Here is a 20,096-nt window from a genome sequence, read left to right on the forward strand (position 1 = left end):
TCTATAACGCATTCGGCTGGCAGCTACCGCGCTTCTGGCACATGCCGCTCCTACGCAACATCGACAAGTCAAAAATCTCCAAGCGCAAAAATCCCGTCTCGCTCATCTACTATCGCCAGGCCGGCTTTCTCCCCGAAGCTCTGATCAACTTCCTCGGCCTCATGGGCGGCGGCATGCCCTCACCCACCCCCATCGAGATCGTCAACGGAGCCAAAGAAAGCGAAATCTTTTCCCTCAACGAGATGATCGAGCGCTTCGAGGTTCCCAACATCCGCCTTGGCGGCCCCGTCTTCGACCTCACCAAACTGCGCTGGCTCAACAGCGAGTACATTCGCGCCCTCAGTCCCGAAGCCTTCTACGCCGCCCTGCGCAGCACCATCCTCTCCGACGCCTACCTCCGCGAGATCGCCCCGCTCATCCAGCAGCGCGTCGAGACGCTCGGCCAGTTCGGCGACCTCACCAGCTTCTTCTTCCGCGACGACGTTCTCCCCACGCAAGAGGTCTTCCTGCCCAAAAAGCGCACCCTCGAAGAGACCGTCGCCTTCGTTGTCGAGCAGCTCATCGTCCTCGAAGCCACCGACTGGACCCACGAAGCCATGGAGCCAGCGCTAAAAAAACTAGGCGAAGAAAAAGGTTGGTCGGTCAAAGAGAACTTCATGCTGCTGCGAGCCATCCTCACCGGCAGCACCATGTCTCCCCCGCTGCTCGAAAGCCTCGTCGTCTTCGGCAAGGCCCGCTCGCTCGACCGCGTCCGCCGCTTCCTCGAAGCGCAGAAGAAACTCGCCAGCCAAAAGAAATGATCACTCCTGCCGAGTTCACTCGGCCTGACGGAATCTTTGACTAAGCTGGGTAGTTCTCCGGTACATGATGGCTGGACTTCCCAGCTGCGTCAGCATGTCGTCGAGTTCGGCGAGCGAAACATGTGCGTTCTTGTCACTTCGATAGGGGGGTAGCAGCATCGAGCTCTTTCAGCTTACTCCTGGCCTCGGAGTTCGCTGGGTCTTTCTCCAATGCCATGTTGTAGTTGTCGCGGGCAAGCTGTTTGTTACCGGATTTGGCGTAGATCTCACCAAGAACGGTGTAGGCATTGCTCGAGCCGGGGTAGATCTGGAGGTTAAGCTTGGCGAGTGCGGTGGCCTCCGGAAGGTGGTCTTCCTGCAGAAGGCGATCGCTCCAGTCGTTCATCGCGCCCTCCTCGAGTTTGAAGTCGGGACTCTCCTTCTTCATCGCAGCATAAATCTCAGCCGCGTGGTCGAAGCCCTGCCGCCCGAGTTGTGCGCGGAAGGCTTCGAGCGATGTCGGGGCACCCTTGGCGGCCCGGAAGCTTACCGCAAGGAAGTGCTGCGGGACGCCGTTTTCAGCCGGAGTCTTTTTGAGAAACGCCATCGCCGTGGTGTCGTGCTTCAGGTAGGCGTTCAGAAAGTTGAGGGTGTAACGGGCAATCCAGGCGTAGCCGATGATCCCATCTTCGCGGGTGTAATCCGCCTTCTGCATCTCGGGATAATTCTTCCATATCTCTTCGTTGCGCTGATACATAGAGCTGTGTTCGGTATGGGTGAGAGCGAGATCATGCACGGTGATGAGGTCGCCATGGGTCCAGGCGTTCAGAGGGCTGGGGCCGATGTGCTCGGGGGAAGACTGCATGCGTTCGGCGTCTTCGAGCGAGATCGCTCCCTCGGTGAAAAAGAGCAGCGGGATGGTCATCTGGTCGGGATGGACGTCTCCTGCCTGTTTAATGAGACCCGGCCAGTAGCGCATGGAGCCATCGAGTGCGACCAGAGCATCGATACGAGAATCGCGGGCGGCGGCGAAGAGGTTCGAGAGCCCACCCCAGGAGAAGCCTGCTACGGCAAGCTCGGACATATCCGTGTTGGGCAAGGTCTGAGCGTACCCGATGAGGAACGAGATATCACGAGCCTGGGCGTTGACACCGGCGAGATCGCTCGTCATATCGCGCGTGGTTGCACCCATATCTGGACTGGCGATAACGACGTATCCATAGCTGGCGAGGTACTCGCAGAGATCGGCGTTCTCCCATGACGCGCCGGAGAAGCCGGGGGCATAGATGACAACCGGAAAGCGGCCAGTGTCGAAGGGTGCGTCACGCCGGGCCCACATGGCGTCCTTGAGCGTGGGCGTCATAGCGGTGTTCCACTGCTTCCAGTCGGCAGACATGTCCGGTTTGCCGAAGCTGGTCTCGGTGGCGGCGAGCTGGCCGTAGTCGCCCACGGTCATCGGCTTCTCGGAGGATGCTTGCGAAGGGTACCAGATGAGGGTCTGGAGAGGACGGGCGCGCTCCCCGGTGACTGGCTTACCAAGCTCGTCGGTGGCGGGGCGATAGATGCGCGAGTAGTCGTACTGCTCGACAACCTTGAGCCCGACGGAGTGCGGGCCAGGCTTTTCCGTGAAGTGGAAGATGGTCTGCGCCTGAACAACAGGGACGAACAACAGAAGAGCGGCGAGTCTCAAAAGGTTCAAACGCATCGATATCTCCACACGAGGTTTAGCCGAGGATACATCGAGTACCCTGTCCCTTTTTTTCCAAATAGGCATCCTTGGGAGACAGCCATAATTTTTATCAACAGCTCATCTCATCGTGCTACGATTCCCCGAACTTCAAAGTGCCTCGACTCAAGCATTTAGACATCGGGTCGAGCCGCTCAAATTAAAGCGAGGTATCGGAACATGCCCCTCTCGAAACGCGCAGCAGCAGAGTTCTTCGGTACATTCTGGCTGGTCTTCGGAGGCTGCGGCAGCGCAGTCATCGCGGCAGCCTATCCCCAGCTCGGCATCGGCTTTGTCGGAGTCGCGCTGGCCTTCGGTCTCACCCTGCTGACCATGGCCTTCGCCATCGGTCATATCTCAGGCTGCCATCTCAACCCTGCGGTCTCCATAGGTTTGGTTGTCGGCAAGCGTTTCGCCATCGGCGATCTGTGGGCTTACGTCGTTGCACAAGTGGCGGGAGGAATCGCCGCATCCGGTGTTCTCTACCTGATCGCCAGCGGCAAAGAGGGCTTCAGCCTCGCCGGCGGCTTTGCCTCGAACGGATACGGCGCTCACTCGCCCGACCACTACTCTCTGACCGCCTGCTTCATCGCGGAGGTCGTGCTCACCGCATTCTTCCTTCTGGTCATCCTCGGCTCGACCGACGAGCGCGCCCCCAAGGGCTTCGCTCCCATCGCGATCGGCCTGTGCCTGACGCTGATCCACCTGATCAGCATCCCCATCACCAACACCTCAGTCAACCCGGCCCGCAGCACCGGCCCTGCCCTCTTTGTCGGCGGATGGGCGACCAGCCAGCTGTGGCTGTTCTGGGTAGCGCCCATTCTTGGGGCTATTATTGGCGGTCTTATCTCAAACTTCTTCTTCGCTGCTCCGCAAGTGCCGATCCGCGAAGAGATGGCAAAATAGCCACGCTTGAAGAGGTAAGTTCGTAAAACTCCTCTACGAACTTACCTCGACAACCGGAGTAGTGCTCACAGCGCTGCGCCAGGCAATCAGCATCACCACCACACCCACGACCATCGATCCAATCGCCGCCATCTGGGCGTTGCTCATGCCCCAGTACAGCTTTGGATTGATGCGCACAAACTCGACCAGAAAACGGCCCAGTCCACTCAGAATGAGATACAGCCCGGTCAGCCAGCCGATGGGGCGAAGCTTCCGTCCGAGCTGCCACAGCAGCCACGCCAGAGCCAAGCCAAACAAAAGCTCGTAAACAGGAGTCGGCTGCACCAGCGCATTCGCCGGAGTAGGAGGCACCAGCGCATTCTTCGCCATGTGAACGCCCCAGGGCAGCGTCGTGTTGATCCCGTAGTCGCCGTCGCCCGAGGTGAGGCAGCCGATGCGGCCTACACCGTAGCCGATGGCCGCCGCGGGAGTCGCCAGATCGAGCATCCGCACCGCGGCAAACCACTTCTTCGCACCGCCCGGCTTCGCCTCCCAGCCCTGCCACATCAGCATGCCGATTCCGGCGACGAGGCCGCCGAACCATGCGAACCCAGCCTGAAACCAGTGCAAAAAATCGACCAGGATATCCAGCGGGTGGCCCCAGCCGGGAGCCACAATCTGTGCCATGGCCGCGCGAAGCTCGGAGACATTCTCCAACTCGTGCCAGCTTTTAGCACCGAGGATACCGGCGATCACGACGAAGGCTACGACCGTCAACGCATCGGCATCAACTTGATTCCGAACGAAGTTCTTGTGCAACACCACTGTCGCCACAACCGCAGCTAGCCACAACAACAATCCAAACGTGCCCAGGTGCACTGGGCCTATATCGATATAGGGATACATACGCCTCGCTGGTTCAAGTATATCGACGCTTTCCCTAATGCCCTATTCGCGCTACCCTGACGATTATGGCCAACAGTTCTCCTGCCTTTCCCCATGCCTCCGGAATGGAAGTTCTCTTCTCGAAATCCCAGATCGCCGATCGCGTCCACGAAATCGGTGAGCAGATCTCTGCTGACTATGCCAACACCTCCATCGTCCTGATCGGCGTCCTCAAGGGCGCGGCCATCTTTCTGTCCGACCTGGCACGAGCCATCAAGGTGAATAACACCTTCGATTTTGTAGCGGTCTCGAGCTACGGGCCTGCCAAGATTTCAAGCGGAGTCGTCCGTCTTATCAAGGACATCGACAACCCAATTGAAGGAAAGCATGTGATTCTCGTCGAAGATATTCTCGATACAGGACTTACGCTGAGCTATCTGCGCGGCATGATGCTGCAGCACAAGCTTGCTTCCCTGAAGATCGCGACCTGCCTCGATAAGCCGGAGCGGCGGCTGGTGCCGATTGAGGCCGATTACGTGGGATTTAAAATCCCGAATCGTTTTGTTGTGGGTTACGGCATGGATTACGCCGAGCACTATCGAAATCTTGAAGATATTCGACTCTTCCCGCAAGAGGCGACGGGACACTAAGCCTCATCTCTCCCCTGCACGACAGTCCTAAACAGCACTGATCTGAGGCTCGAAGCTCTCATCGGTCGAAGCTTTAAGATCGAATTCTCCTGCCAGCAACTCGTAGCTTCGCAACCGCGTAGCGTGGTCCCAGACAATCGTATTCACCACAATCTCTGAAATCCCAAGGGCAGCAGCCATCTGTTCAAGCTCTCCCCTCACCTTTTCCGGTGTGCCGACAAAGTAGCGTGGCCACTCGCCAGACTCACTCGCAGGGTTTCCCAACAGGCTCAGTTCGCGCTGAGCAGCTTCAGGGGAGGCGATGGGGCTGCGGTCGCCCTGTCGAATCCGCCATTGCAACAGGCGGACGCTGGTGGCGAGATAGTCTGCCTCTTCCTGCGTGGGCGCACAGATGACTCCGACGGCCACCATCGCCTCCGGCCCAGATCGATAGCGGCTTGGGGTAAAGCGATGCTGGTAGGTCTCAATGGCAGCACGCGAGGATTCACCGCTGAAGAAGTGGGCAAAGGCGTAGGGCAGACCGAACTCTGCCGCGGAAGACGCGCTCCACAGGCTCGAACCAAGCATCCAGACGTCCGGGACGCCCGGCATGTGCGGCGATACGCGGATGCGGGCGAAGGGGTGCTGTTGAGGAAAATCGCTATCGAGAAAAGCGAGCAATTCGGTGACCTGATCGGGAAAGTCGTCGAGCATCCTGGTATTGCGGTCGCGCTTCAGGGCGAGGGCTTCCATAGGACCGCCGCCCGGGGCGCGGCCTATGCCGAGGTCGATGCGCCCCGGATAAAGCGCGTGCAAAGTACGGAAGACCTCCGCCACCTTGAGCGGGGTGTAGTGCGGCAGCATGATGCCGCCGGAGCCAAGCCTGATCTGCTTCGTCTCCGCGCCGATACGCGCCAGCAGAATCTCCGGGGCCGTACACGCGAGCGTGTCCATGGCATGGTGCTCCGACATCCAGAAACGGCGGTAGCCCAGCTGATCGACCTTACGCGCCAGCGCAATCGAGTTCTGCAGCGACTGCGCCGGAGTGCTTCCGGTGGAGACCGGTGATTGGTCCAATACGGAGAGCTGAAGTTCCTTTGCCATGGAAATTAGATGGTTCAGGTTGCTCGAACGACCCATAACCGCAAGTCGAGAAGAGAGAGATAGACGCTTTTTCCTGTCTGATCCGTCTACTCCTTACACAGCCGCCTCTTCTGCCAGCTTCTATCCCGGTATGATAGAAAGTACGCGGCAGGGAGAACTTCCCTTGCCGAAGGAGCATGCTTGAGTACTTTGTCTATCGTTGAACCCCTCCCCACGGGACCTGAGCACTTCGACGCGGCAGCGTTTGCCGCCCATACCCTATCTTCTCCGCAGAACCTCGCCGCAGTGCTGGACCATACCCTTCTGAAGCCGGACGCAACGCGCAGCCAGGTGCTGCAGCTCTGCCATGAGGCTGCCGAATATCGCTTCGCCTGCGCCATGGTCAACCCAACCTGGGTCTCGCTCGCTTCGGCCGCTCTGAGCGGTACAGGGATTCCGGTCGGTGTTGTCGTCGGATTTCCCCTGGGAGCCACGCTGTCGAGTTCTAAACGCGACGAGACCACCCGCGTCATCAAGCATGGCGCGCATGATGTGGACATGGTGCTCAATATAGGGCTTCTGAAGTCAGGACAGGCTGCCGACTACGAAGCCGTCAGGCAGGATATTCGCGGTGTCGTCGAACTGGCCCATGCCGCTGGAGCTGTCGTGAAAGTCATCCTCGAGACCTGCCTGCTCAGCTTCGAAGAGAAGCTGCGCGCCGCCGAGCTGGCATTGAGCGCAGGGGCCGACTTTTTGAAGACCAGCACCGGCTTTTCGACCGGCGGAGCCACGGTAGACGACATTGCCCTGCTGCGCGGCCAGGCCGGACGGCGGGCAGGCGTGAAGGCCTCGGGCGGCATCCGCTCACTGGCCGACGCAACCGCCATGCTCAAGGCAGGTGCGTCGCGGATCGGGGCCAGCGCCAGTGTCAGAATTGTGGCCGAGCTCGCCGGCGGAGCAGCATAGTCCGGCAAAACAAAGTCTTTACATCGGTCTGCACCGGTGACGCCGATGAAAAACAGAATTGGAGTCCCGCATCAAAGTTGTGACTCCACTCCCCCACCTTCACCGTAGTATCATCGCCTCTTCCCATGCCAACCGCTGACAAGCCGCGCCGAACCACTCCCCCCGCTGCGCCAGCGCCGGCTGAGGCCTCGCAGCACCAGTTCGAAGGAGACTACCGCCCGCCTGCCCAGGAGGGCGCTCCGGTCGTCAAGCCGACAAACATCCGGGTCGAACCCCTGCAGGTCGACTTCCTCCACAATATCGCCGATGCGCTGAACTCCACGCTCGACCTGAACACCCTGATGCACCGCGTCGCCGACCTGGTTCGCGCCGTCATCGACTACCGCATCTTCGCCATCCTTCTGGTCAACGACCGCACCAACGAGCTCTGGATGCGCTTCCAGACCGGCCACGCTCCCGAGGTGGAGCGCCTGCGCATCAAGATCGGACGCGGCATCATCGGGCAGGCGGCGTTGCAGCGAAAGTCGCTTTTGGTCGAAGACGTCTCCAAAGACGAGCACTACATCAGCGCCAACCCGAACGTGAAGTCCGAACTGGCCGTGCCGCTGCTGGTCAAGAACAAGGTCATCGGCGTCCTCGATATCGAATCGGAGGCGCTGGGCTACTTCACGCCGGAGCACCAGCGCCTGCTGGAGCTGGTGGCCTCGCGCATGTCCATCGCGATCGAAAATGCCCGGCTGTACACGCGGGTCTCGCGGCAGGCGCAGACGCTGACCGTACTGAACGAGATCTCGCGCGAGATTACCAGCATTCTCGACCTCGACGACCTGCTGGAGCGCATCGGCCAACTGCTCAAGCGCGTCATCGACTTCCAGATGTTCAGCATCCTGCTGTGGAATGAGCGCACCCAGCAGTTCGAGCACCGTTTCTCGTCTCGCTATGGCGAACGCGTAATTCGCGAGCGCACCATCGTGCTGGGACAAGGCATCATCGGCATCGCCGCGCAGCAGCGCGAACCGGTGCTGTCGCCCGACACCCGTAAAGATCCACGCTACTTCGCAGAGAACCCGGAGACACGCTCGGAGCTGGCCGTACCGCTGCTGAACAAAGGGCAGGTCATCGGCGTGCTCGACCTGGAGCATACGCGCGTCAACTACTACAACGAAGACCACCTGCGCACCCTCTCGACGCTGGGGGCGCAGGTGGCCATCTCGATTGCCAATGCGCGGCTCTACCAGCGTATCCACGAGGAAGAGCAGCGCATGGAGCGCGACCTGGAGATGGCGCGCAAGGTGCAACTAAGGCTGATGCCCTCGCGTCCGCCGAAGCTGGCGCGAGCTGAAATTGCGGTGCAGTTCCTCGCGGCGCGGTCCATCGGCGGCGACGTCTACGACTTTCTCGACTACGGCTCGCCGGGCATGCCCGCGCGGATCGCTCTGGCAGTAGGAGACGTCAGCGGTAAGGCTGCTCCGGCGGCACTGTACGCCGCGCTGGTAAGCGGAATTCTGCGCTCGCTGGCACCGCAGCAACTCTCGCCTGCCGCAATGCTGGCCGCGCTGAACGACCAGCTACAGGAGCGCAAGCTGGCCTCGCAGTACGTCACCATGCTGATGGCGGTGTGGGACGACTCCAACCAGACCTTACAGATCGCCAACGCGGGATCGGTGCAGCCCGTCTTCGTCTCGCGCACGTCGGAAGGCGTAACGGTGAAGACGATCAAGGCCGAGGGCTTCCCGCTGGGCCTCTTTCCCAACGTCACGTACGAAGAGTTCACGCTGTCGACACAGCCGGGCGACATGATCGTCTTCTTCTCCGACGGCATTCCCGATGCCGAGAACGCAGACGGTGAGATGTTCGGCACCGACCGCCTGCGGCAGGTGTTGGAGTCACAAGTTGAGCCGACAGCCGCTTCGACCGTAGAGGCAATCCTCAAAGCGGTGTCGGACTTTCAGTCAGGCGTCGAGCACTTCGACGATGAGACCGTAGTCGTGCTCCGCGCTCTTTGATCTAGTGCAGCGACTTGAGCGCCGTGCGGGCAGCCTTGGCGTTGTCGCCGCCGGGAGAGAGCTTGAGGTAGGTTTGATACTCTGCCTTCGCCTCGTCCACCTTCTTCATCTTCTCCGCCGCACGAGCCAGCGAAAAGTGAGTCTCGGCGTAGTCGGGTTCCATTTTGACTGCGTCTTTGCTGCGCAGATACGCCGCCATATAGTTTTCCCGGCTGTAGTAGAACTTGGCGACAGTGATGTCCTCGTCCACGCGCTCGTCGGGAGTCTGGAGATTCTTGACCTTGGGCAGCCTGCGACGGGTGGGTGTCGGCGTCGGCGTATCCGGCGTATCGCCGGTGCTTGAACTATCGCTGGAACTTGAGTTCGAGCTTGAACTGCTATCAGAACTTGAGCTGCTGCTGGGCGCTTCACCAGGCATGTCAGGAGAAGCCCCTGTGGGGAATGGGTGTGCCGCTGAGGCAGCGGGATTCGGAGCATTGTCAACTGGAGCCGCAGGAGCGCTGCTCTCGCCGGGGAAAGGAAATTGCTGCGTTGGCGCAGGAGCAGCGGCAGGAGGCTGTGTCGAGGGCGCAGCGGTGCAGGGCTTGGCCGCAGGCTGGTCGGCCGGACACGGCGCCGTGGTCGTCTGCGCCAGGCAAGCCACAGCGGAAAAAGCGGCAGCAGCCAACAAAAGCCGGATTGAGGTGCACACAGGCATGAGTTAACAGATTACTGCTCTTGATGCTTTATAGATTACTTCTCCTGATACTTTGACGATAGGCTGGGCAGGTTTGTTATAGTCAGCATCGGGTGATTGTCCCGCTTGTTTTTCCAATGCATGAATATTCCAACCTTTGATCGATGGATTCTCTCTAATTTATGTCTAAAGGCCTCATCATTCGTTCTTCGTCCATCCATGCTGCGGGCTGCTACACGACTCGGAGCTTCAAAAAAGGCGCAAAGGTCTGCGAGTACGAAGGACCGCGGTTTACCAAAGAGGTTGCCGACGAGCGCTATAAAGACCGCTTCATTACCTACCTGTTCAGTTGTGGCGACAATGGCATGGTAATCGACGGCTTCGGCACGGCGATGTTCATCAACCACTCCTGCGACCCAAACTGCGAGACCGAAGATGAAAAGGGACGCATCTATATCGTCGCCATTCGCGACATCGACGCCGGGGAAGAGCTGACCTACGAGTACAACCTGTGCGACAGCGACGACAGTGATGCCGACTGCTACTGCGGCTCGGCGAAGTGCCGCGGAACGATGTTCAGCGACGACGAAGTGAAGCGCCGGGCACGGCGGGCCAGACGAGCAGCAAAGAAGAGGTAAGCCCGTTGCGGACGATACAATAAAACCAGCGGCAATCGGGACGAGAAGACCTGCGGCGACGAGAGCGCACTCATCATTTATGGCATATCAGGTTCTTGCAAGGAAATACCGGCCACAGCGTTTCGCGGATGTTGCGGGACAGGACCATGTGACCGTCACGCTGATGAACGCGCTGACCCAGGAGCGGATCGCCCATGGCTACATCTTCAGCGGCCATCGCGGCATCGGCAAGACAACGATTGCGCGCATTCTGGCCATGGCTCTGAACTGTCGCAATGTCATCGGCAGCGCGCAGAGGCCGACCGCGGAGCCTTGCGAGGTGTGCGAGAGCTGCACCGAGATTCGCAACGGAAATGCCGTCGACGTCATCGAGATCGACGCCGCCACCAATCGCGGCATCGACGAGATTCGCGAGCTGCGCGATGCGGCGCGGTATCGGCCCGCAAGGGACAAGTACAAGATCTACATCCTCGACGAAGCCCATCAGATTACCGACGCGGCGTTCAATGCGCTGCTGAAGACGCTGGAAGAGCCGCCCGACCACATGATTTTCATGATGGCTACTACACAGCCTGAGGACATTCCGCAGACGGTGCGGTCGCGATGCCAGCACTTCAGCTTTCACGCGGTGAAGCTGGTGGACATTCTCGGCGAACTGCGTGGCATCGCGGATCGCGAAGGAGTCGATGCCGATGAAGCTGCGCTGTCGTTGTTGGCCGAGGCTGGCGATGGCTCGATGCGCGATGCGCTCAGCATCATGGACCAGGCGATTGCCAGCGCTCCCGTGCAGGACGGAAGACCGGTGCTCGACGCCTCGCAGATTCGCGAGTTGATGGGGACGGTTCCAAATGCGGTGTTTGAAAAGATTCTTGAAGCCGTCGATGGAAACCGCAGCGCCGAGGTGATTACGGTTGCGAACCAGTTGCTCGATGCCGGAAATAGCCCGGCGCAACTGGCACGACAGTTTGTACGCTATCTGCGGAATTGCGTGATTGCGAAGATAGCCGGGATCGGCTCGGATGGGGCCGATGCCAATGGTGTTTCTGGCGAGCTATTGCAGATCTCCGCAGACGAACAGCGACGCGCAGGAAGGTCGGCTGCACTGTTTGGCGAAGAGGAGCTGACGCGGTTTCTACAGGTAATGCTGCGTACTTTTGACGAGCTGGGCTATCGGCAGGAGCAGCGTTTTCATTTTGAGTTAGGACTGTTGAAGCTGGTACATCTGCGGCGATTGCTGCCGGTGGAAGAAGTGTTGAGCCAGTTCCCTGTTGGCGGAAATGCCGGCCAGCCGCGAGTGCAAAGTACGTCAGCACAGGCGAGAGTCGCGGCTCCGAGCCCGGTTGCAAATCGTGTGATGAGCGCGCCCGCTGCTCCCGTGAGCACGAAGCCTGCGTTCTCGCCGTTCGAGATTGACAAAGGCCGCAAGCGGTTCGAAGGCGGCGAGACGGAGAAACCCGCTCTGGCTGCTGCCGCTTCTGTGCCTGCTGCACCTAAGCCAGCGGAACCGGCGCCAGCTGTGGTCAAGCCGCTGGAGGTTGCTGCGGTTCCCGTAGCTGCACCTGCGATGAAAGAAGTTCCGCTTCCCGTGAAGGAAGTTGCGCCTTCTGCTGTCGTCGAAGCTATGCCAGAGCAGCCTGAGGTTGAAGCAGCGCCGGTTGATATTGCGGCTTCTGCTGCAGTGCCCGAGCGGAGTTCGCAGGAGGCTTCTGAGTTGCAGCGCGTGGCGACCGAGGCGCTGACGAGCGCGAAGAGTCAGGGTTCGGCCGCCGATGCGCTGGCCGATGCGGAATGGACGATCGAAGGCAGTGAGCTGCGAGTTCAGACGGAGCTGTCGAAGACGATGCTGCCGATGGTGATCAATGCCGAGGCGGAGAAGATTGTTCGTGCCGCGCTACGCGAGGCTGGTTCAGGCGCGCTGAAGCTTGTGCTTTTGCCGGGAGCTGCAAAGGTCGCCGCAGCGAAAAAACCACGTGCGGCGAAGTCCGGCAGCGCACAGGCCAAGGCGATGGAACATCCGATCGTGCAGCAGGCGCAGAAGCTGTTCGATGCCGAGATTCGCAATGTGATCGATCTGCGTGAGGGGGATTAATGGATTTTTCCGATCTGGGCAAGATGAAAGAGATGATGGGGCAGGCCAAGCAGATGCAGGAGCAGATGGAGCGCAAGCTCTCTGAGACTGTGGTCGAGGCCTCGACCGGCGGCGGCGTGGTGACGGTACGCATGAACGGCAAGAAACAAGTGCTGCGGCTGAAGATCGAGCAGTCCGCCATCGGCAGCGCGGGCAGCGATCTTGAACTGCTGGAAGACCTGATTACGGCTGCGGTGAACGAGGCCGGAAGACGCGCCGACGAAGCGATCAAGGCCAGCGTGGCCGGAATGATGGGCGGCCTGAATCTGCCGGGGTTGACCTAAGTGGCTCAGTTCGCAGAGCCGATGACGCGTCTGATCGAGGAGCTGCGCAAGCTGCCGGGAATCGGCACAAAGAGCGCGCAGCGGCTGGCGTTTCATGTGCTGCGCTCTTCGGCTGAAGATGCTGACAAGCTGTCGGCGGCGATTCGCGAGTTGAAGCAGCATCTGCGGCTTTGCTCGATCTGCAACAACATTACCGATGTCGACCCGTGCGTTTATTGCACGAGCACTTCGCGAGACCAGCGGCTGATCTGCGTCGTGGAAGAGCCGACCAATATCGCGACCGTCGAGAAGACACGCAGCTATAGCGGCGTTTATCACGTTCTGCACGGCACGCTCTCGCCGATTGGCGGCGTTGGGCCGGAGCAGTTGCGGATTGCGAATCTGCTGGTTCGATTGCCCGAGGTCGATGAGGTGATTCTTGCGACTTCGCCGACAACCGAGGGTGAAGCTACCGCAGGTTATCTTGCCGGAGAGATACACCGTGCGCGACCTGAGGTAAGGGTGACTCGAATTGCAACCGGTGTTCCAGCGGGCAGCGACATCGAGTATGCCGACGAGGTAACGATGACGCGGGCGATGGAAGGCCGCCGCGAGTTTTAGTCGCGGACTTTTTACTGACGTTTTGCATAACGGTGATATAAGCGAATCCAGTATCTGGAGCCAATCATCATGCTGAGTCGTCGCGGATTTCTTCGTCAGAGTTTTGCGTTTAGTGCACTTGCGGGCTTTAGTTCCCTTCCTTCCTTTGCCAAGCGGCCAAGTCATAAGCCCAATGCTGGGGCGACTCAACTTCTGATGGTCGGCGATTGGGGCTATGAGAATTTTGCGGCGCAGAGCCGAGTCGCTGGAGCGATGCAGCAATATGTTCGTGAGCATGGCCTGACGACAGATGCGCTGCTGATGCTTGGCGACAACTGGTACGGCAAACTGCCAGACGGCGCTGCATCGGAACGCTGGAAGACGCAGTTCGAGGACATGTATCCGAAGAGCGTCTTCAACTGTGCGGCGTATGCGATTGCGGGCAACCATGACTATCAGAAGATGCCTGAGAGTAAAGTAGCAGCCGAACTGGAGTATGCGCGCAAGGGCGGAACGCGCTGGACGATGCCGTCGCTCTGGTATCGCTTCGATTTTCCTGCGGTCAATCCTTTGATGACCGTAATCGCGCTTGACAGCAATATGCCTCATCCTCAGGGACAGAAGACAAAGCCCGCAAATTTTACCTTGACGCCTGAACAGCAGGCGGAGCAGCTAACGTGGCTTGAGGCTGAGCTGCTGAAGCCTCGCACAACGCCATTTCTCGTTGTGATGGGACATCATCCAATCTTTTCCAACGGGCCGCATGGAGACAACGCCGTGCTGATACGTGACTGGGAGCCTCTGCTGCGCAAGCATAAAGCGCATCTGTATCTCGCCGGACACGATCACGATATGCAGCACCTGGAGTTCGACGGTCATCCGACTTCGTTCGTGCTGTCAGGCGGAGGCGGCGCTGATCTGTATCCGCTGAAGATTGAGGAGGCGCAACGTGGACCTTATGCTGCGAAGGTCTACGGCTTCAGTCATCTGGAAGTTACGCCGGAGAAGATGACGCTGCGCCATCTCGACGAGACGGGAAAGCTGATTCATGCCTTCGACAAGATGCAGGATGGCAGCGTGAAGATCGTCTAGCGATCTTCACGCTGTTGTTTAGCCTTTGTCGCTAAGGTTCACACCTGTCATCTCTTTCGGTTTTTCGAGACCGAGTAGTGTCAGGATCGTCGGCGAGATGTCGCGCAGGCTTCCGCCTGGGCGAAGGATGCGGTGATGGCTGGTGTTCAACTCGTCGTTGACGAGGATAAACGGCACCGGATTCGTCGTGTGCGCGGTGTGCGGACCGCCGCTCGCAGGGTCGATGAGCATCTCGGCGTTGCCGTGGTCGGCGGTGACGAGGAGCGATCCGCCGCGTTGCTTGATGGCCTGATAGATGCGGCCGAGTTGCGTGTCGACCGTCTCGACGGCGCGAATGGTGGGTTCGAGCTTGCCGGAGTGACCGACCATGTCGGCGTTGGCGAAGTTGACGATGATGACGTCGAAGGCGGTGTCGTTGACGGCTTTGACCACAGCGTCGGCGATGCCTGATGCCGACATCTCGGGAGCGAGGTCGTAGGTCGCGACCTTTTGCGACGGGATGAGAGCGCGGTCTTCGCCGGGAAATGGCTTTTCGATTCCGCCGTTGAAGAAGTAGGTGACGTGCGCGTACTTCTCCGTCTCGGCTACGCGGAGGTTGCGGAGGTTGGCCTGGGCCATGAGGTTGGCGAGCAGGTTATCCATCGACTCAGGCTGGATGACGATGGGCAGCTTGAAGTTCTTGTCGTACTGCGTCATGCAGACATAGTGAATGTTCTTCGGTGCGCGGGCGCGCGGAATTTCCGCGTCGAGTTCGACTGCCTTGGGCAGATCGTTGGCGTCGCTCGCGGTGAGACCGCCGGGAACGTCGCTGTTGCGGGCGAGGACACGGGTGATCTGACGGGCGCGGTCGGCGCGGTAGTTGAAGTTGATGCAGACGTCGTTGTCGCGGATGAGGCCGACGGCGTCGCCGCTTGCATTCACAACCGTGAACGGCGGGATGAACTCGTCGGTGATGTCGTTGTTATAAAGCTCGCGCACTCGTGCGACGGCGTCGTGATAGCTGCCGCCCTGCGCGGTGCCGGTGACCATGGCGTCAAAGGCCTGCAACTCTTTTTCCCAGCGCAGGTCGCGGTCCATCGCGTAGTAGCGGCCGGAGACGGAGGCGAGTTGGCCTACGCCGATCTCGCGGAGTTGCTGCTGCAAGGACTCCAGATGACCGACGCCGCTATTGGGCATGGTGTCGCGGCCATCCATGAAGGCGTGGACGAAGACGCGGGTGAGGCCGTGGCTGGCGGCCATGCGCAGCAGAGCGTAGAGGTGGCGCTGGTGCGAGTGGACGCCGCCGTCGGAGAGCAGGCCGAAGAAGTGGAGGCCAGCTTCGCGTGAGGCTGCGAGGTTAAAAGCATGCGTAAGCACGGGGTCGCGAAAGAGGCTCTCGTCGGCGATGGCGGTGTCGATGCGGGTCATGTCCATGCGGACGATGCGGCCTGCGCCGAGGTTAAGATGGCCGACCTCGGAGTTGCCCATCTGGCCGTCGGGAAGGCCGACGAAGTGTTCGCTGGCGCGGATGAGGGTGTTGGGAAATTCGGCCAGCAGCTTGTCGTAGACGGGCTTGCGGGCAAGGGCGATGGCGTTGCCGTTGGTCTCGGCGCGGTAGCCCCAGCCGTCGAGGATGGTAAGAACGATCGGTTTGTTTGACATGGTTTAAGTCAGGATAACAAGAGTCTGCCGCCGTGCGCTGAGGCGTGCGCGATGCGGGTTTGTTTGATGACTTCGAGAGGGGTGAGGGCGGGGACAAAGGCAAGAGAGCGAGGTCTCTTTGCTGCTCCGCGCACACGACGCCGGGTGCTGCTTCGGCCGAGAGAACGTTCCGGCAAGGCTGGGTCTGGCTGATCTCCGCGGGCGACGGAGCCAGCGTGGCGCAGGCCTGGAGATTCCCTATCGTCCTGGGGTCGGCTTTGGTAACCCTCGGTGCATTTGGGTCTGGTTTCGGCCTGGGAGGCACAGGGGGGAGACCGGCCTCGGCGCGGCGATACATCTCCGCGATCTCTTCTTGGGTAAAGCTCGGCTTTTTCTCTATTTCGATCTTTACCGTCGTCTCAACCGCCTCCTCATCTTCTGCCTCTTCGAGGACCTGTCCGGAGTCGTCGATGAGGGTGCGCGGAGCAAGATAGCCGAACTGGGGGTGGGACATCACCTTCTCGACCGGGGCGGCGGCGGCTTCGGCCGATGCGGCCCTGGGCAGGTTGCTCATGGCGATCTGAAGGCCATAGAGGAGCAGGCCGGCACACTTGTTGTCGATGTTGCCGCCGGCGAGCCGCTGCAGAACCTCGGTGAGGGCGCTTTGGACGGCGCTTCGGTCTTCGAGGGGAGGCAGCGAAAAGTGGTTGGTCTCGTCGCGATAGACGCGCATGGGCTCGGCGGAGAGACGAGTGGTGTGGTGGTAGTAGCAGAACTCTTCCTGGCGCAGGCAGGGGCTGCCGCAACGGTGGCCGTCGGTGAAGATGTGGCGGCAGCGGTAGCGCCGGGATGACTGCTCAGTTGGCTCGGTGATGTGGTCTGGCATGGTGGTACCCCCTGTACTTAAGTACTAAAGTCTTCAAAAGAAAGGGCCTGCCTTCGGAGTTCGAGGCAGACCCGGTTAAATGCGAAAGCCCGGCGGTTTGCCGGGCTGATTGCTTGCTGTCTTTAATTATAACGAATGGAGCATAACTCTTTTGCAAATTTATGTTGTTGATTTTGAGCGACTTATACGATTTAAGACTTGACAAGTTTTCCACAGGGGGATTTTGTGGCGGCCTGGGCGGGGATAAAAAGTCATACCGCAGCGCGGGAGAGGGTTCCCTACGGGTGTAGATGTGCGAGCCGAGGAGGAACACAGATTCCCTGCGGGAATGACAACAAAAGAGGACAACGGCAAGTGCAACGGCAAGTGCAACGGCAACGACAAATGCGGGGGTTCTTCGCTTCGCTCAGAATGACGGTTTCTGAGGAGTTGAACGAAGCGAATGCGGATAAGACGATTTGGCAGGAGCGGTAATGGTTGCCAGGAGCTGAAAAAGCCGTGCCCCCTTTTGCTGCGGGCACGGCCTTTCATCTTGTTGAGTTGATTACTGGCCGAAGTTGACGGACTCGATGCCGAGGAATTCGGCGGACTGGCCGAGCTCTTCTTCGATGCGGAGGAGCTGGTTGTACTTGGCGATGCGGTCGGTGCGGCTGGCGGAGCCGGTCTTGATCTGTCCGGCGCCGGTGCCTACGGCGAGGTCGGCGATGAAGGTGTCTTCGGTCTCGCCGGAGCGGTGGCTGATGATGCTGGTGTAGCCGAAGCGACGGGCCAGCTCGATGGCCTCGAGGGTCTCGGTCACGGTGCCGATCTGGTTGACCTTAATGAGAATGGAGTTGGCGACCTTCTGCTCGATGCCCTGCTGCAGACGCGTCGTGTTGGTGACGAAGAGGTCGTCGCCTACAAGCTGCACGATGCCGCCAATCTGATCGGTGAGCAGCTTCCAGCCGTCCCAGTCGTCTTCGGCGAGGCCGTCTTCGAGCGAGACGATGGGGTACTGGCGCACCCAGGACTCCCAGAAGGCGGCCATCTCGGCGGAGGTCTTCTCGGACTTGTCGGACTTCTTGAAGACGTACTTGCCCGTCTCCTTGTTGTAGAACTCGCTGGCGGCGGGGTCGAGCGCGATGGCGATCTCTTCGCCGGGCTTGTAGCCTGCGAGTTGGATGGCTTCGAGGATGAGCTCGATGGCCTCGGCGTTGGACTTGAGGTTGGGAGCGAAGCCGCCTTCGTCACCGACGGCGGTGTTGTAGCCCTTCTTCTTGAGCACGCCCTTGAGGGTGTGGAAGACCTCGGTGCCCCAGCGGAGGGCGTCGGAGAAGGTCTCGGCGCCGACGGGCATGACCATGAACTCCTGGAAGTCGACGTTGGAGTCGGCGTGGGAGCCGCCGTTGAGGATGTTCATCATCGGGGTAGGGAGAAGACAGGCGTTGACGCCGCCGAGGTAGCGATAGAGCGGCAGCTTGAGGGCTTCGGCGGAGGCGCGGGCGCAAGCCATGGAGACGGCGAGGATGGCGTTGGCACCGAGCTTCGACTTGTTCTCGGTGCCATCGATGGAGATCATGGTGGCATCGATGAGGCGCTGGTTGCTGGCGTCCATGCCGGTGAGTTCGGGAGCGATGATCGACTCTACGTTTTCGACTGCGTTGAGGACGCCCTTGCCGAGATAGTGGTCCTTGTCGCCGTCGCGAAGCTCTACGGCTTCGTGCTCGCCGGTGGAGGCTCCGCTGGGAACTGCGGCGCGCCCCTTGGCTCCGCCGTCGAGGATGACGTCGGCTTCGACGGTGGGGTTTCCTCGGGAGTCGAGGATTTCGCGGGCGTGGATAGAGACGATCTCGGTCATGTTGCTCCTATGGTTTGAAGTTTGGTGGTGCTGGGCGACGACGCGGTGGATGAGGCGCTCATTCAATTTGGGGCGGCGATCGACGCGAACGGGAGCACCGCCAGTTGCGGCGATTGTCTGCACCAATCCTGCGTCGGGAGAGCTCACTCACTGGATTTTAGCAAAGCATTTCAGAAGCGGGCTCAATGTGGGGTGAATCGTGGGAAATGAGCTGTTTACCGGGTGAAGACGGGAGTAGCAGGTTCGATTCCCTTTCGCCAGATTTGTTCCTCTGGGGCGGCGATTCGCTCTAACCTTCTCTTTAATGGCCTGTCTAAAAATCAGGCCTTGAAATTGCTTGATTGTTAAGAGGACCAGCCATGAAGCTTTCGATTGCGACCGCCGCTCTTGTATTAATCAGCATTCCCGTCGTTGCCCAGGATGCTCGTACCGGAGTTTCGACACCTCCGCCAGCGGCGATTACAACGACCGACGACAGCCCCGCGCTGACGCCGCGCGTGCCCGAGGCCAAGCCCTCGGCGGCTGTGCCTGCGGCCTCCTCCAACACCAACACCATTACCTATGGGCCGTATGTGCCTTATCGTGCGGCTGGAACGGCTGCGCCAACGACGGCACCGGCTGACACATCTGCTACCACAGCTGCCTTCGATCCGGATGCAAATATCGTGACGACGACTGTTCCTGATTCGGATACAGTGGCGGACTCTCCCGCTCTCGATGCGGGGATTGTGACCAGTGTGCCGGAGCGTGAGGGCGAGATTCGCGAAGGGACCCTGCTGAAGGCGCGCATTACCCAAGGGCTTTCGACGACCAACACGCTCGAGGGTTCACCGTTTTCGGCTTCGCTGACGCAGCCGGTCGAGAAGGATGGGCGCGTGATTTTGCCGATCGGCTCGATGGTTGAGGGGCGCGTGACCGAGGTACGCAGCGGACGGCGCATCTCGGGCCGGGCGGCGCTGCACCTTGAGGCGCATGATGTGACGCTGCCGGATGGCTCGCACTATGTGATTCACGCACAACTGATCGATACCGACCAGACCGACCACAGCACCGTGAACAACGAGGGTACGCTGCTGCGCAGGGACCATCCGAAGGAGACTCTGGCAGCGATGTCGGTGGCTACCGGTGGCGCTGCGGCTGCGGGCGCGATGGTGGGCGGAGGCGTAGGTGCTCTGGTGGGTGCGGGGATTGGCGCCAGCGCGAGCACGATTCTGTGGCTGAAGCAGGACCGGCAGGAGGCGCTGCCCAAGGACTCGCTACTGGTGTTCAGCCTGACGACGCCGATGATTTTGAAGCAGCTGAGCAATAGCGCGATGAACATGAAGCCTGCGAGCAGCGTGGCCGCTCCGCAGGTGGTTCCTTATTCCGCGGTGGCTACCGTTCCTGTTCAGTAATCG

General features: G+C 60.1%; 18 protein-coding genes. 12 read left to right on the forward strand and 6 right to left on the reverse strand.

The genetic code is table 11. The annotated features are described in order from the left end of the window. Window positions 1–800: glutamate--tRNA ligase family protein (locus tag VMU57_RS21100; protein WP_325387053.1), on the forward strand; the 800-nt coding region annotated here is incomplete at its 5' end. Window positions 801–933: 133 nt separating this feature from the next. Here VMU57_RS21100 and VMU57_RS21105 read toward each other — a convergent pair. Further along, complete coding sequence (locus VMU57_RS21105) at window positions 934–2,484, reverse strand: dienelactone hydrolase family protein (RefSeq protein WP_325387055.1); 1,551 nt, start codon at window positions 2,482–2,484, stop codon at window positions 934–936. Between the two features lie 201 nt (window positions 2,485–2,685). Here VMU57_RS21105 and aqpZ point away from each other — a divergent pair, with 201 nt between their 5' ends. Further along, window positions 2,686–3,411 carry an aquaporin Z gene (gene aqpZ / locus VMU57_RS21110; protein ID WP_325387057.1) on the forward strand — a complete coding sequence of 242 codons (726 nt, stop codon included), beginning with the start codon at window positions 2,686–2,688 and terminating at the stop codon, window positions 3,409–3,411. Between the two features lie 33 nt (window positions 3,412–3,444). Here aqpZ and VMU57_RS21115 read toward each other — a convergent pair whose 3' ends face one another. Beyond that, the gene (locus VMU57_RS21115; RefSeq protein WP_325387059.1) at window positions 3,445–4,296 is read right to left on the reverse strand and encodes a prolipoprotein diacylglyceryl transferase; all 852 of its coding nucleotides are present in this window, start codon (window positions 4,294–4,296) and stop codon (window positions 3,445–3,447) included. A 65-nt stretch (window positions 4,297–4,361) separates the two neighbouring features. Here VMU57_RS21115 and hpt point away from each other — a divergent pair, with 65 nt between their 5' ends. After that, complete coding sequence (gene hpt, locus VMU57_RS21120; protein WP_325387061.1) at window positions 4,362–4,925, forward strand: hypoxanthine phosphoribosyltransferase; 564 nt, start codon at window positions 4,362–4,364, stop codon at window positions 4,923–4,925. A 27-nt stretch (window positions 4,926–4,952) separates the two neighbouring features. Here hpt and VMU57_RS21125 read toward each other — a convergent pair whose 3' ends face one another. Continuing rightward, window positions 4,953–6,008: an LLM class flavin-dependent oxidoreductase gene (locus VMU57_RS21125; protein ID WP_325387063.1), complete on the reverse strand. Its 1,056-nt coding sequence runs from the start codon at window positions 6,006–6,008 to the stop codon at window positions 4,953–4,955. Window positions 6,009–6,188: 180 nt separating this feature from the next. Between VMU57_RS21125 and deoC the strand changes: the two genes are divergently transcribed. After that, window positions 6,189–6,953, forward strand: coding sequence for a deoxyribose-phosphate aldolase (deoC, locus tag VMU57_RS21130; protein WP_325387065.1), 765 nt, complete (start codon window positions 6,189–6,191; stop codon window positions 6,951–6,953). A 125-nt stretch (window positions 6,954–7,078) separates the two neighbouring features. After that, window positions 7,079–8,959 carry a SpoIIE family protein phosphatase gene (locus tag VMU57_RS21135; protein WP_325387067.1) on the forward strand — a complete coding sequence of 627 codons (1,881 nt, stop codon included), beginning with the start codon at window positions 7,079–7,081 and terminating at the stop codon, window positions 8,957–8,959. 1 nt (window position 8,960) lies between these two features. On the opposite strand, the gene VMU57_RS21140 is transcribed toward VMU57_RS21135, so the two are convergent. After that, window positions 8,961–9,656 (reverse strand): tetratricopeptide repeat protein, encoded by a 696-nt coding sequence (locus VMU57_RS21140; protein ID WP_325387068.1) that lies wholly within the window; start codon window positions 9,654–9,656, stop codon window positions 8,961–8,963. A gap of 161 nt (window positions 9,657–9,817) precedes the next feature. Here VMU57_RS21140 and VMU57_RS21145 point away from each other — a divergent pair, with 161 nt between their 5' ends. The 5 genes from VMU57_RS21145 to VMU57_RS21165 all read left to right on the forward strand — a co-directional run bounded on the left by VMU57_RS21145 (window position 9,818) and on the right by VMU57_RS21165 (window position 14,356). After that, entirely contained in the window at window positions 9,818–10,273 is a 456-nt protein-coding gene (locus tag VMU57_RS21145; RefSeq protein ID WP_325387070.1) for an SET domain-containing protein, read from the forward strand. A gap of 79 nt (window positions 10,274–10,352) precedes the next feature. Next, entirely contained in the window at window positions 10,353–12,362 is a 2,010-nt protein-coding gene (gene dnaX / locus VMU57_RS21150) for a DNA polymerase III subunit gamma/tau (RefSeq protein WP_325387072.1), read from the forward strand. After that, on the forward strand, window positions 12,362–12,685 hold the full coding sequence (locus tag VMU57_RS21155; protein WP_325387074.1) for a YbaB/EbfC family nucleoid-associated protein: 324 nt from the start codon (window positions 12,362–12,364) through the stop codon (window positions 12,683–12,685). Before dnaX ends, VMU57_RS21155 begins: the two co-directional genes overlap by 1 nt. Then, on the forward strand, window positions 12,686–13,285 hold the full coding sequence (gene recR / locus VMU57_RS21160; protein ID WP_325387075.1) for a recombination mediator RecR: 600 nt from the start codon (window positions 12,686–12,688) through the stop codon (window positions 13,283–13,285). Window positions 13,286–13,354: 69 nt separating this feature from the next. Beyond that, window positions 13,355–14,356, forward strand: a complete 1,002-nt coding sequence (locus VMU57_RS21165; RefSeq protein ID WP_325387077.1) for a metallophosphoesterase — start codon at window positions 13,355–13,357, stop codon at window positions 14,354–14,356. 18 nt (window positions 14,357–14,374) lie between these two features. Here VMU57_RS21165 and gpmI read toward each other — a convergent pair whose 3' ends face one another. Further along, window positions 14,375–15,997 carry a 2,3-bisphosphoglycerate-independent phosphoglycerate mutase gene (gene gpmI, locus VMU57_RS21170; RefSeq protein WP_325387078.1) on the reverse strand — a complete coding sequence of 541 codons (1,623 nt, stop codon included), beginning with the start codon at window positions 15,995–15,997 and terminating at the stop codon, window positions 14,375–14,377. A 118-nt stretch (window positions 15,998–16,115) separates the two neighbouring features. Here gpmI and VMU57_RS21175 point away from each other — a divergent pair, with 118 nt between their 5' ends. Beyond that, window positions 16,116–16,829 carry a hypothetical protein gene (locus VMU57_RS21175; protein ID WP_325387080.1) on the forward strand — a complete coding sequence of 238 codons (714 nt, stop codon included), beginning with the start codon at window positions 16,116–16,118 and terminating at the stop codon, window positions 16,827–16,829. Window positions 16,830–17,406: 577 nt separating this feature from the next. On the opposite strand, the gene eno is transcribed toward VMU57_RS21175, so the two are convergent. Then, window positions 17,407–18,699: a phosphopyruvate hydratase gene (gene eno / locus VMU57_RS21180; RefSeq protein ID WP_325387124.1), complete on the reverse strand. Its 1,293-nt coding sequence runs from the start codon at window positions 18,697–18,699 to the stop codon at window positions 17,407–17,409. 359 nt (window positions 18,700–19,058) lie between these two features. Between eno and VMU57_RS21185 the strand changes: the two genes are divergently transcribed. Further along, window positions 19,059–20,093, forward strand: coding sequence for a hypothetical protein (locus VMU57_RS21185; protein ID WP_325387082.1), 1,035 nt, complete (start codon window positions 19,059–19,061; stop codon window positions 20,091–20,093). Window positions 20,094–20,096 lie beyond the last annotated feature (3 nt).

Origin of the sequence: Edaphobacter sp. (assembly GCF_035532915.1) — a bacterium.
Lineage (GTDB): Bacteria > Acidobacteriota > Terriglobia > Terriglobales > Acidobacteriaceae > Edaphobacter.

Coding starts and splice junctions, on each gene's coding strand:
- VMU57_RS21105 (WP_325387055.1), bottom strand. CDS start 2,484: ATGCGTTTGAACCTTTTGAGACTCGCCGCTCTTCTGTTGTTCGTCCCT.
- aqpZ (WP_325387057.1), top strand. CDS start 2,686: ATGCCCCTCTCGAAACGCGCAGCAGCAGAGTTCTTCGGTACATTCTGG.
- VMU57_RS21115 (WP_325387059.1), bottom strand. CDS start 4,296: ATGTATCCCTATATCGATATAGGCCCAGTGCACCTGGGCACGTTTGGA.
- hpt (WP_325387061.1), top strand. CDS start 4,362: ATGGCCAACAGTTCTCCTGCCTTTCCCCATGCCTCCGGAATGGAAGTT.
- VMU57_RS21125 (WP_325387063.1), bottom strand. CDS start 6,008: ATGGCAAAGGAACTTCAGCTCTCCGTATTGGACCAATCACCGGTCTCC.
- VMU57_RS21135 (WP_325387067.1), top strand. CDS start 7,079: ATGCCAACCGCTGACAAGCCGCGCCGAACCACTCCCCCCGCTGCGCCA.
- VMU57_RS21140 (WP_325387068.1), bottom strand. CDS start 9,656: ATGCCTGTGTGCACCTCAATCCGGCTTTTGTTGGCTGCTGCCGCTTTT.
- VMU57_RS21145 (WP_325387070.1), top strand. CDS start 9,818: ATGTCTAAAGGCCTCATCATTCGTTCTTCGTCCATCCATGCTGCGGGC.
- dnaX (WP_325387072.1), top strand. CDS start 10,353: ATGGCATATCAGGTTCTTGCAAGGAAATACCGGCCACAGCGTTTCGCG.
- VMU57_RS21155 (WP_325387074.1), top strand. CDS start 12,362: ATGGATTTTTCCGATCTGGGCAAGATGAAAGAGATGATGGGGCAGGCC.
- VMU57_RS21165 (WP_325387077.1), top strand. CDS start 13,355: ATGCTGAGTCGTCGCGGATTTCTTCGTCAGAGTTTTGCGTTTAGTGCA.
- gpmI (WP_325387078.1), bottom strand. CDS start 15,997: ATGTCAAACAAACCGATCGTTCTTACCATCCTCGACGGCTGGGGCTAC.
- eno (WP_325387124.1), bottom strand. CDS start 18,699: ATGACCGAGATCGTCTCTATCCACGCCCGCGAAATCCTCGACTCCCGA.
- VMU57_RS21185 (WP_325387082.1), top strand. CDS start 19,059: ATGAAGCTTTCGATTGCGACCGCCGCTCTTGTATTAATCAGCATTCCC.